Origin of the sequence: Agromyces binzhouensis, assembly GCF_004135055.1 — a bacterium.
In the GTDB taxonomy this organism is placed as follows: domain Bacteria; phylum Actinomycetota; class Actinomycetes; order Actinomycetales; family Microbacteriaceae; genus Agromyces; species Agromyces binzhouensis.
Map to the genome: position 1 here is coordinate 1 of NZ_SDPL01000053.1, position 11,537 is coordinate 11,537.

The window sequence follows — 11,537 nt, forward strand, 5'->3', positions numbered from 1 at the left end:
CGCGCGCGGCCGAGCCCGTGAGCACGGCCACCGGGTCGACGGATGCCGCGGCCTCCCGCCGCGCGGAGCGCATCGCGCTGCGCACCCACTCCCCCTGGCGCGACCCCCGCTACCTGCTGCTGACGCTGCTCAGCGCCGTGTTCGGCATGCAGTTCGCCGTCACGAACGTCGGGGTCCCGCTCTGGGTGGCGCATGCCACCGAGGCGCCCACGGTCGTCGTGTCCGCCGTGCTGATCCTCAACACCACGATCGTCGTGCTGTTCCAGGTGCCGCTCTCGCGCGGCACCCACGACGTGCGCGTCGCGGGCCGCGTCTCGGCGATCGCCGCCTGGCTCATGGCCGGCGCCTGCGTCGTCTACGCGCTCTCGGCAGGACTGCCCGCCTGGGGCGCCGTGGCGGTCGTGCTCCTCGCAGCGCTCACCCACGCGTTCGCCGAGGTCCTCTCGCAGGCCGGCGGCTGGGGACTCGGCTTCGAGCTCGCCGACCCCGTCCGCGCCGGAACCTACCAGGGCGTGTTCGGCATGGGCTACTCGCTCGGCGCGATGTGCGCGCCGCTCGTCGTCACCGCGACCGCGCTCGAGCACGGACTCGCCGGCTGGGCGGTGCTCGGCGCGATCTTCCTCGCCTCGGGCCTCGGCACGTGGGTGATCGCCCGGTCCGCCGCACGCGGCGTCGACCGGATGCCCAGTCAACCCCCAGCAGCGGCGACGGCGGCCTCGGCTAGCGTCGGACCATGACCGCCACGCCGTCGATCGTCTGGTTCCGCGACGACCTCCGCGTGGGCGACCATCCTGCGTTGCATGCCGCAGTCGAACGCGGTGAGCCGATCGTCGCGGTGTACGTGCTCGACGAGGAGTCGACCGGCGTGCGCCCGCTCGGCGGCGCCGCGAAGTGGTGGCTGCACCACTCGCTGGCCTCACTCTCGGGCGACCTGCGCGACCGCGGCGTGCGCCTCGTGCTCCGACGCGGCCCGGCGGGCCGGGTCATCCGCACGCTCGTCGACGAGGCCGGCGCCGGCGCCGTCTTCTGGAACCGCCGCTACGGCGCTGCGGAGCGCGAGATCGACGCCGACCTGAAGTCCGACCTCTCCGACGCCGGGCTCGAGGTGCGGAGCTTCGGCGCGTCGCTGCTGTTCGACCCGTGGACGATCCGCACCGGATCGGGCACGCCGTTCTCGGTCTTCACCCCGTTCTGGAAGGCGTGCCTCGCGGCCGACGAGCCGCGGCATCCGCTGCCCGCACCCGCGGAGCTCGACGGCTACGGCGGTGCCGACGGGCGGGGCGGCCCGGCCGGTGACGACCTCGACGACTGGGAGCTGCTCCCGACGCACCCGGACTGGGCGGGCGGCCTCCGCGAGACGTGGGAGCCCGGCGAACGCGCGGCGCACCGGCGGCTGCGCGACTTCCTCGCCGAGGACCTCGCCGACTACGCCACCTCGCGCGACCGCCTCGACCGCGAGGCGACGAGCCGGCTCTCGCCGCGCCTGCGATGGGGCGAGCTCAGCCCGCACCAGGTCTGGCACGCGACCCGCGAACGCGCCGCGGGCACCGAGGGCGCGCGCAAGTTCCTCGCCGAGGTCGGATGGCGCGAATTCGCCTGGCACGTGCTCTTCCACTTCCCCGCCCTCGCGACGCGCAACTGGCGCGAGGAGTTCGACGCGTTCCCGTGGCCGCGACTGCACCCGACCGCGCTCACGGCGTGGGAACGCGGCCGGACGGGCGTGCCCGTCGTCGACGCCGCCATGCGCGAGCTCTGGCACACCGGGAGCATGCACAACCGCGCGCGCATGATCACCGCGTCCTTCCTCACGAAGAACCTGCTCATCGACTGGCGGCGCGGCGAGCAGTGGTTCTGGGACACGCTCGTCGACGCCGACCACGCCTCGAACCCGTTCGGCTGGCAGTGGGTCGCGGGCTCCGGGGCGGATGCCGCGCCGTACTTCCGCGTGTTCAACCCCGAGCTGCAGCGGGCGAAGTTCGACCCCGACGACCGCTACGTCGAGCGATGGCTGCCGGAGCTCGACTCCGACAGGTATCCCGAGCCGATCGTCGACCTGAAGGAGACGCGGGCCGCGGCGCTCGCGGCGTACGAGCACGTGAAGGCCGCGAAGTAGCCGCTATCGCAGCGCGTGCTCGAGCACGTGGTCGTGCTCGACCCGGTCTCCGAGTCGGAAGCCCTTCGTGCCGACCACCTCGAAGCCCTGCTTCTCGTAGAAGCGGATGGCGCGGCGGTTCTCCTGGTTCACGCCGAGCCAGACGACCGCCGCACCCGTCGCCGCGGCGGCCGCGAGGGTCTCGGCCATGAGCGAGCCGGCGATGCCCGCCCCGTGGGCGACCGGGTGCACGTACATCTTGCTGAGCTCGATCGCCGGACGCGTCGAGACACTGGCCGCCGCGTCGTCGTCGGCCGGCACCCCGCCATCGGTGGACACCAGCATCGACCAGCCGACCAGCCCGCCCGTGGCGGCGACCTCCTGGGCGTCGGCCAGCGCGATGCCCGCCCCGCTCGTGCGATCGGGCTCGGCGACGAGGATCGTCCGCTCGGGGTCGGCGAGGTACTCGGCGAATCGCACCTCGCTGAGCTCCTCGGCGATGAACCACGCGATCGAGTCGGCCGTCGTCGACGGCGGGCACGCGAGCGGGAAGGTGACGGCCGCCAGGCGCGCGAGGGCCTCGGCATCGCCCGCCGTCGCGGGCCGGATCGTCACGGTCACAGGCCTGACGCTACCCGGGTGCCGGCGATCCGGCCATCGATTCCGGCAGCCTCGCGTGTCATGCCCGTGCTCGACGCCCCCGCGGGATGGCAGGATCGGCGCATGGACGTTCCCCTCGATCGCGTGACGGCCCGCTCCGACGACGGCCGCTCGTTCCACATCCCGGGCCCGGTCGACGGCTTCGTCGTGGGCGCGCTCGTCGTGATCGACGACGGCGAGCGCCGCCAGCTCGGGCTCGTCGAGCAGCGCGACGACGAGCGCGGGCACCTCCGCGGGCGCCTGCTGGGCCTCATCGCCGACGGCCTCCTCGAGACCCGCGCGACGCTGCCGTTCGTCGCCGCGAGCGTGGCCGCGGTCGATCCGGCATCCGTGGACCTGCTGCACGCGGCGACCGGTGCGGCGCTCGAGGTCGGCACCGACCTGACGCCCCCGGGCGGTCCGGCGAAGCTGCTCCCGCACCGCTTCAACCGGCACACGTTCTGGTGCGGGCAGAGCGGCTCCGGCAAGACCTACGCGCTCGGGGTCGTGCTCGAGCAGGTCATCGCGCACACCGCGCTGCCGGTCGTCGTGTTCGACCCGAACTCCGACTTCGTGCGGCTCGGCGAGCTGAACCCGGGTGCGTCCGGTCCGACCGCCGATGCGCTGCGCGAGCGAGACATCCGGGTGCTCCGCCCGAACGTGCCCGGGTCCGAGCCGCTGCGCGCCCGGTTCGTGGGGATGCCGATGGCCTCGAAGGCCGCGGTGCTGCAGCTGGATCCGATCGCGGACCGGCAGGAGTACAACGGGCTCGTGCACCTGCGCGACGCGCTCGACACGACCGACCTGGGTGCGATCCTCCCGACGCTCGGCTCGTCCGACGACCCGGTCAAGCGCGAGATGGCGCTTCGCATCGAGAACCTCGGGCTCATGGAGTGGGAGGTGTGGGCCGGCACGGAACGCGCGGCGACCGACGTCATCGACGAGCGGCCCGACGCCACGGTGCTCGACCTGGGCGGATTCTCCACGCCCGAGCAGCAGCTCGTGGTCGCGCTCGCGGTGCTCGACGAGCTCTGGGCGAGGCGCGAGGAGCGCCGTCCGGTGCTGCTCGTGATCGACGAGGCGCACAACCTCTGCTCGCCGCAGCTCGACTCCCCCGTCGCGATCGCCGTGCGCGAGCGCCTCGTGCAGATCGCCGCAGAGGGCCGGAAGTTCGGCCTGTGGCTGCTGCTCTCGACGCAGCGGCCCTCGAAGGTGCATCCGGGGATCATCTCGCAGTGCGACAACCTCGCCCTCATGAAGATGAGCTCGCCGATCGACCTCGAGGGGCTCGCGACCTACTTCGGCTACGCACCGACGGGCCTCATCGCGCGGTCGCCGTGGTTCCGGCAGGGCGAGGCGCTCTTCGCCGGCGGGTTCGTGCCCGCGCCCACGCTGCTGAAGATGAACTCGCGCGTCACGCCCGAGGGCGGCGTCGACGTGCCCGTCCCGCTCCGCTGACACGACGAAGCGGATGCCGCGGTCTTCCCATCCCGCGGCATCCGCTCCTCGTGCGCTGACGCGCGACCCGGCCTAGAGGAACCGGGCGTACGCCCCGACGGTGAGGAACGTCGGGAACTCGGGCTCGAGCGCGACCGACCGGAACACCGAGATGGCGTCGTCGAACCGGTCGCCCTCGAACCGGGGCAGGTCGGCCACGGCGGCCGCCATGATCCGCACGATCGACGTCTGGTCGATGCGCGTGCCCTCGGCGGTGACCGTGTTGTCGTGCAGCCACTGCCACACCTGCGAGCGCGAGATCTCCGCGGTCGCGGCGTCCTCCATCAGGTTGTCGATCGCCGCGGCTCCGGTCCCTCGGAGCCACGACTCGATGTACCGGATGCAGATCGAGACGTTGTCGTACACGCCGGCCTCGGTGACCTCGCCGCCGATCGACGGGATGTCGAGCAGCTGCGCCGCGGTGACCTGGACGTCCTCGCGCAGGCGGTCGACCTGGTTGGGCCGGTCGCCCAGCACCGCGTCGAACTCGGCGCGTGCGGTCGGGATGAGGTCGGGGTGCGCGACCCACGTGCCGTCGAAGCCGTCGCCCGCCTCACGGCGCTTGTCGGCGGACACCGCGGCGAGCGCGCGCTCGGTGACCTCGGGGTCGCGACGGTTCGGGATGAACGCGCTCATGCCGCCGATGGCGTGCGCGCCGCGCTGGTGGCAGGTCGAGACGAGCAGTTCGGTGTAGGCCCGCATGAACGGCACCGTCATGGTGATCGACTTGCGGTCGGGCATCACCCAGCGACGGCCGCGCGACCGGAACGTCTTCACGATCGAGAAGATGTAGTCCCAGCGGCCGGCGTTCAGGCCGGCGCAGTGGTCGCGGAGCTCGTACAGGATCTCGTCCATCTGGAACGCGGCCTGGATCGTCTCGATCAGCACGGTCGCCCGGATCGTGCCGTGCGGAATGCCGACCTCCTGCTCGGCGAAGGTGAAGATGTCGTTCCAGAGCTTCGCCTCGCGGTGCGACTCGAGCTTCGGCAGGTAGAAGTACGGCCCGCGGCCGGCCTCGATGAGGGCCTTGGCGTTGTGGAAGAAGTAGAGCCCGAAGTCGACCAGCGACCCGGAGGCGTGCATCGCACGCCCCGCGCGGTCGTGGAACTTCAGGTGCTTCTCGACCAGGTGCCAGCCCCGCGGGCGGAACACGATGGTCGGCGTCTCGGTCGCGGTGACGCGGTACTCCTTGCCCTCGGGGCTCGTGTACTCGAGTTCGCCGCGCAGGAAGTCGAAGAGCGAGAGCTGGCCCTCGACGACGTTCGCCCAGGTGGGGCTCGTGGCGTCCTCGTGGTCGGCGAGCCACACCTTCGCACCGGAGTTCAGCGCGTTGATCGCCATCTTGCGGTCGGTCGGACCGGTGATCTCGACGCGGCGGTCCTCGAGGCCGGGGCCGGCCCCGGCGACGCGCCAGGTGCGGTCGTTCCGGATCCACTCGGTCTCGGGGAGGAACTTCGGGTCGCGGCCGTTGGCCGCGTCGACCCGGGTCTGCAGGCGGACGGCGAGCAGCTCGTGCCGGGTGTGCGCGAATCGGTCGTGCAGCTTCGCGAGGAACGCGAGCGCCTCGGGCGTGAGGATCTCGTCGTAGCGCTCGCCGAGCGGTGCGGTGACCTCGAGGTGCGGCTGCACGGTCTGGAAGCTGCCCGTCGCCGGCTTCGGCTCGGGCGTGGTCGTCTGCGCGCGAGCGGAGCCGATGGCGTCCGGTCGCTCGATGGTGATGGTCATGATCTCGTCTCCTTCGCGGGCGTGCGCCCGTCGATCAGTGCTGGAACTGCTCTTCCTCGGTCGATCCGACGAGGGCGAGGGTCGCGCTGTTCGGGTTCAGCGCCGTGGCGATCTGGTCGAAGTAGCCGGTGCCGACCTCGCGCTGGTGGCGCGTGGCGGTGTAGCCGTCGGCCTCGGAGGCGAATTCGGCCTCCTGCAGCTCGACGTACGCGGACATGTGGCGCTCGTTGTAGTGCTTGGCGAGCGTGAACATGCCGTGGTTCAGGGAGTGGAAGCCCGCCAGGGTGATGAACTGGAACGCGTACCCCATCGCGGCGAGCTCGCGCTGGAACTTCGCGATCTGGTCGTCGTCGAGGTGGCGCTTCCAGTTGAAGCTCGGCGAGCAGTTGTACGAGAGGCGCTTGCCCGGGAACTTCGCGTGCACGGCCTCGGCGAAGCGGCGGGCGAGCTCGAGGTCGGGCTCGGCCGACTCGACCCAGAGCAGGTCGGCGTACTCGGCGTAGGCGAGGCCGCGCGCGATGACCGGCTCGATGCCGTTCTGCACGTTGTAGAAGCCCTCGGCGGTGCGCTCTCCGGTGACGAACGGCTTGTCGCGCTCGTCGTGGTCGCTCGTCAGCAGGGTCGCGGCGAGCGCGTCGGTGCGGGCGATGATGATCGAGGGCACGCCCGCGACATCCGCCGCCATGCGGGCCGCGTTGATGGTGCGGATGTGCTGGCCGGTCGGGACCAGCACCTTGCCGCCCATGTGGCCGCACTTCTTCTCGCTGGCGAGCTGGTCCTCCCAGTGCACGCCGGCCGCGCCGGCCTCGATCATCTGGTGCATGAGCTCGTAGGCGTTGAGCGGGCCGCCGAAGCCGGCCTCGGCGTCGGCGACGATCGGCGCCATCCAGTCGCGGTCGTCGGTGCCCTGCTCGACCTGGCCGGCGCGCAGCAGCGCGTTGTTGATGCGGCGGACGACGGCCGGCACCGAGTTGGCGGGGTAGAGCGACTGGTCGGGGTAGGTCTGGCCGGAGAGGTTGGCGTCGGCCGCGACCTGCCAGCCCGAGAGGTAGATGGCCTTGAGCCCGGCGCGCACCTGCTGCACGGCCTGGTTGCCCGTCAGGGCGCCGAGCGCGGCCGACCACTCCGGGTCCTCCATGCGCTCGAACGCGGTTCCGGTGTTCTTCCGGATGTTCTCCCACAGCTTCTCGGCGCCGCGGCGGGCGAGCGTCCGCTCCTCGCGGACCGGGCCGCGGAGGGCGATGACGTCCTCGGCGGTGTAGTCGCGCTTGACGCCCTCCCAGCGGGGGTCGGCGTCCCACTCGAGCTGGAGCTCGGCGGCGGTCTGCGTCTGGTCGCCGGGGCGGTTCTGGGTGCTCATCGTGGTGCTCCTTCGGTGCAGCGGTGCGGATGTCTCGTGGTCCGTCCGGCTCCTCCTGCGGTGCCGTCCGGGGGTCTGTGGAACCATGCTGCGCGCCCCGCACCGGGGTCCGACGACGAATCGGGGGGTGAACTTTCCCGGTTCTTCCGCATCGCGGAACAACCGCGGGGCGGGCGGATGCCTCGGCGGCGCCGGGGGCAGAATGAGGGCGTGACGCACGACGGCGGCCTCACCGACGACGAGCGTCGCCTGGAACGGCGACGGTCGCGGTTGGGCGTGCTCGGCGTCGCGCTCTTCGTCGTCGGGCCGGTGCTCGGCGCGGCGCTCGCGGTCGTCGGCGTGGTGGTCGGGCTCCGTGAGGACCCGCGATGGGGGCTGCTGGTGGTCCTCGGCCTGGGCGTCGGCTTCGGCGCCACGTTCGCCGGCCTGCGAGTGCTGACACGCCTCGAACGGGCGCGGTCGGTCGGCCCGTCGCCGGCGGAGGGCCCCGATCAGCCCGACTCGGCCTCGCCCGGCCGTACGAGCCCCGACCCGTAGGCCGCGACCGCCGAGGTCGGACGCGGTCGCGGTCGACGTCGCGCGGGTGTCCGGCCTCGCGCGACGCGGTCCGCGTTTCGCCCGCATGACGGATCCGGCCCCACTGTTTCGCCGACGTGACGATCGTCCGGACGATCTGTCTGGCACAGCCGTCCCGGGCGGAGGTTCGTCCGGTTATCCACGTGTCCATTGCACACGCGTGCAACAAGGGTTTGAATGGCCGGACGCGACGCGGCGTCAGTGAACCGGAGGTGCCCACAGGTGACGACAGCGACCGAGGCGAGGACCGTCTCACACCCTGACCAGCAGGACGCCGCATCGGGCTCCGTCGAGCTCCAGCAGGTCACGAAGCGCTACGGCGACGCGATCGCGGTCGACGGCCTGTCGCTCACCATCCAGCCCGGCGAGTTCATCTCGCTGCTCGGCCCGTCCGGCTGCGGCAAGACGACGACCCTGCGCATGATCGCCGGGTTCGAACAGCCCGACGAGGGCGACATCCGCATTTCCGGACGATCCGTCCTGGGTGCGCCGCCCTACCGCCGTGACGTCAACACCGTCTTCCAGGCGTACGCGCTCTTCCCGCACATGACCGTCGCCGAGAACGTCGCCTACGGCCTCCAGCAGCGCCGCACGCCGAAGGCCGAGGTCCGCCAGCGCGTCTCCGAGGCGCTCGACCTCGTGCAGATGCGTCGCTTCGCCGACCGCAAGCCGACCCAGCTCTCCGGCGGGCAGCAGCAGCGCGTGGCGCTCGCCCGCGCGCTCGTCAACCGCCCGTCCGTGCTGCTCCTCGACGAGCCGCTCGGCGCGCTCGACCGCCAGCTCCGCGAGGAGATGCAGCTCGAGCTGAAGCTGCTGCAGTCCCGGCTCGGCATCACCTTCGTGTTCGTCACGCACGACCAGGGCGAGGCGCTCTCGATGAGCGACCGCATCGCGATCATGCGCGACGGCCGCATCGAGCAGCTCGCCGACGCCGACACGATCTACGCCCGGCCCACGTCGGCCTACGTCGCCGCGTTCGTCGGCCAGCAGAACTTCTTCCGCGGGACCGCGACCGAGGGCGGCTCGGCGGTCGAGTCCGAGCACGGCCTCGTGCGCGGCATCCGCTCGGACCGCCTCGCCCCCCTCGCCGACGGCACGTCGGTGCAGGCCGCGGTGCGCCCCGAGTTCGTGCGCATCGAGGCGGATGCCGCGGGCGGCGCCCCCTCGACCGGGGCGAACCGCGTGCAGGGCACCCTGCTCGGCGTCTCCCACCTCGGCGAGACGATGCAGTACCTCGTCCGACTCGGCGACGACCAGAGCCTCATCGCACGTCGCCCCACCCCGGAGGCCCCCGACCTCGCCGTCGGCCAGGCGGTCTCGTGCTCGTGGAGCGACGCGAGCGTGCAGGTCTTCCCGTCCGACGACGCGGCCGCGGCAGGCGGCTACGTCGCGCCGCCGACGCACTGACGTCGCCCGAGCGCACCCGAACCGCCCGACGCACCACCGAACCCAGCAATCCGCCCGACCCCCAAGGAGCGACATGGCCGAGAAGTCCACCCCCATCCGGATCCTCGCGAGCACCGAGCAGGTGCCGATCCTCCAGCGCGCGATCGACCGCCGCCGATTCCTGAGCTTCGCCGCCGCCATGGGCGGCACGGCGTTCCTCGCGGCGTGCTCCTCGCCCGGCGGAAGCACCTCCTCGGCGCCGGTCGCCACCGGCGGCGAGCTCGAGGGCTCGCTCAACATCTACACGTGGGGCGACTACGACTCGCCCGACGTCGTCGCGTCGTTCACGTCCGACTTCGGCCCGAAGGTCACGTTCGACTCCTACGGCTCGAACGAGGAGCTGATCTCGAAGCTGGTCGCCGCGAAGGGCACGTCGGGCTACGACATCATCGTCCCGACCGGCGCGTTCATCCCGCAGATGATCGAGAACGGCATCATCCAGCCGCTGAACAAGGACCTGCTGCCGAACATCGAGCACATGGACCCCGCGTTCCTCGGCCGGAGCTGGGACCCCGAGAACGAGTACTCGATCTGCAAGGCGTGGGGCACCACCGGCTTCGTCTACGACAAGACGGTCATCACGCGCGAGCTCAAGGACTGGAACGACTTCCTCGACGCCGCGCAGAACGAGGCCAGCGGCAGGACCAGCGTGCTCGACGACCCGGCCGAGGTCACCGGCCTCTACTACTGGGCGAACGGCATCGACTGGAACACCACCGACGAGGCCGACCTCGCCGCGTGCGAGGACTTCATCGTCAACACGCTCGCCCCGCACATCTCGGCGTTCGACTCCTACCCCGGCGGCCAGGCGATCCCGCAGGCCACCCAGGTGCTCATGCAGGCCTGGAACGGCGACGCCCGCATCGGCATCATGGAGTCGCCCGACCCCGACCGCTGGCAGTGGGTGCTCGGCTCGCCCGCGACCGAGCTCTGGATGGACAACTGGGCGATCCCCGTCGGCGCTCCCCACCCGGAGGCGGCGCACGCGTTCATCGACTGGACGATGGTCCCCGAGAACCAGCTCCTCCAGGTCGACTACATCGGCTACCACACCGGCGCCGCAGGCATCGAGGAGGCCGCGAACGAGGCCGGCCTCGAGATGCTCGACCTCGTGTTCTTCTCCGAGGAGCAGATCGCCACCATGAACGACGGCGAGGTCAACGAGGCCCAGCAGGTCAACGTCGACATCTGGAACAAGGCGAAGGCCGCCGCCGGTGCGTAGTCTCCGCCTGCCGAGCTTCGCCCTCGCGATTCCCGCGTGGGCGTGGCTCGTCACCTTCTTCGTCGTACCGGTCGGCGCGGTGCTGTACTTCAGCTTCGGCTACAAGCCGGGCATCTTCGGCACCCACGCGACCGACGTGCTGTCGTTCGACCGGTACGCCGAGGCCCTCTCGCCGACCTTCTTCGAGGTGTTCATGAACACCCTGTGGGTCGGCATCGCGGGCACCCTGCTCTGCCTCGCGATCGGCCTCCCGGTCGCGTACTGGATGGCCGTGAAGGCGCCCGCGCACCGCCGCGGGCTGCTCATCGCCCTCGTGATGGTGCCGTACTGGACGAACTTCCTCGTGCGCACGATCGGCTGGCAGATCATCCTCGCCCCCGAGGGGTGGATGTCGCAGCTGCTCCAGACCGTCGGCATCACCGACGGCCCGCTCGCGATCCTGTACACGCGCACCGCCGTGCTGATCGGCGTCGTCTACAACTACCTGCCGCTCATGATCCTGCCGCTGTACGTGGCGTTCGACCGCGTCGGGCCCGCGCTCCGCGAGGCGTCGAAGGACCTCGGCGCGAACCGGGTGGGCACCTTCATCCGCGTGACCTTCCCGCTCGCCCGTCCGGGGATCATCGTGGGCCTGCTGCTCGTCTACATCCCGCTCATGGGCGACTACATCACGGCGACGGTGCTCGGCGGCGCGCAGGGGAACATGGTGGGCCAGTTGGTGGCCAGCCAGTTCCAGGCCGCGCAGAACTGGGCGCTCGGCTCGGCGATGGCGGTGCTGCTCATCCTCGTGATCATGGTCTCGGCGGCCGCGATCGGGTTCCTGCTCTGGCTCGTGTCGCTGCCGTTCCGCGTCCGCAACCGCGTCGTCCTGGAGGCCACGGCATGACCACCACCGCACCCGAGGCGACGCTGACGGATGCCGCACCCGGCGCCGCCGACGCATCCGCGCCCCGCACGCCCGCCGCGCCGGTCGCGCGTCG

General features: G+C 71.6%; 10 protein-coding genes. 7 read left to right on the forward strand and 3 right to left on the reverse strand.

The window, feature by feature from the left end; genetic code table 11:
* Both ESO86_RS04860 and ESO86_RS04865 read left to right on the forward strand, forming a co-directional pair.
* A partial coding sequence (locus ESO86_RS04860; protein WP_479722777.1) for an MFS transporter occupies nt 1–737 on the forward strand: 737 nt, incomplete at its 5' end.
* Nucleotides 734–2,113, forward strand: coding sequence for a cryptochrome/photolyase family protein (locus ESO86_RS04865; protein ID WP_129233753.1), 1,380 nt, complete (start codon nt 734–736; stop codon nt 2,111–2,113). The genes ESO86_RS04860 and ESO86_RS04865, both read left to right, overlap by 4 nt.
* 3 nt (nt 2,114–2,116) lie before the next feature.
* Here ESO86_RS04865 and ESO86_RS04870 read toward each other — a convergent pair whose 3' ends face one another.
* Nucleotides 2,117–2,713 carry a GNAT family N-acetyltransferase gene (locus ESO86_RS04870; RefSeq protein ID WP_129233754.1) on the reverse strand — a complete coding sequence of 199 codons (597 nt, stop codon included), beginning with the start codon at nt 2,711–2,713 and terminating at the stop codon, nt 2,117–2,119.
* A 102-nt stretch (nt 2,714–2,815) separates the two neighbouring features.
* Here ESO86_RS04870 and ESO86_RS04875 point away from each other — a divergent pair, with 102 nt between their 5' ends.
* Nucleotides 2,816–4,189: an ATP-binding protein gene (locus ESO86_RS04875; RefSeq protein WP_129233755.1), complete on the forward strand. Its 1,374-nt coding sequence runs from the start codon at nt 2,816–2,818 to the stop codon at nt 4,187–4,189.
* A gap of 72 nt (nt 4,190–4,261) precedes the next feature.
* Here the strand turns inward: ESO86_RS04875 and aceB are convergent, their stop codons facing one another.
* Together aceB and aceA are read right to left on the reverse strand one after the other, a co-directional pair.
* Nucleotides 4,262–5,953: a malate synthase A gene (aceB, locus tag ESO86_RS04880; RefSeq protein WP_129233756.1), complete on the reverse strand. Its 1,692-nt coding sequence runs from the start codon at nt 5,951–5,953 to the stop codon at nt 4,262–4,264.
* A 34-nt stretch (nt 5,954–5,987) separates the two neighbouring features.
* Entirely contained in the window at nt 5,988–7,313 is a 1,326-nt protein-coding gene (gene aceA / locus ESO86_RS04885) for an isocitrate lyase (RefSeq protein ID WP_129233757.1), read from the reverse strand.
* Nucleotides 7,314–7,523: 210 nt separating this feature from the next.
* Between aceA and ESO86_RS04890 the strand changes: the two genes are divergently transcribed.
* From ESO86_RS04890 to ESO86_RS04905, 4 genes are all read left to right on the forward strand, one after another.
* Nucleotides 7,524–7,850 (forward strand): hypothetical protein, encoded by a 327-nt coding sequence (locus ESO86_RS04890; RefSeq protein WP_129233758.1) that lies wholly within the window; start codon nt 7,524–7,526, stop codon nt 7,848–7,850.
* 261 nt (nt 7,851–8,111) lie between these two features.
* Complete coding sequence (locus ESO86_RS04895) at nt 8,112–9,296, forward strand: ABC transporter ATP-binding protein (RefSeq protein ID WP_242492208.1); 1,185 nt, start codon at nt 8,112–8,114, stop codon at nt 9,294–9,296.
* A gap of 73 nt (nt 9,297–9,369) precedes the next feature.
* Complete coding sequence (locus ESO86_RS04900; protein WP_129233760.1) at nt 9,370–10,557, forward strand: polyamine ABC transporter substrate-binding protein; 1,188 nt, start codon at nt 9,370–9,372, stop codon at nt 10,555–10,557.
* On the forward strand, nt 10,550–11,443 hold the full coding sequence (locus tag ESO86_RS04905) for an ABC transporter permease (protein ID WP_129233761.1): 894 nt from the start codon (nt 10,550–10,552) through the stop codon (nt 11,441–11,443). Before ESO86_RS04900 ends, ESO86_RS04905 begins: the two co-directional genes overlap by 8 nt.
* The last annotated feature ends 94 nt before the right edge of the window (nt 11,444–11,537 follow it).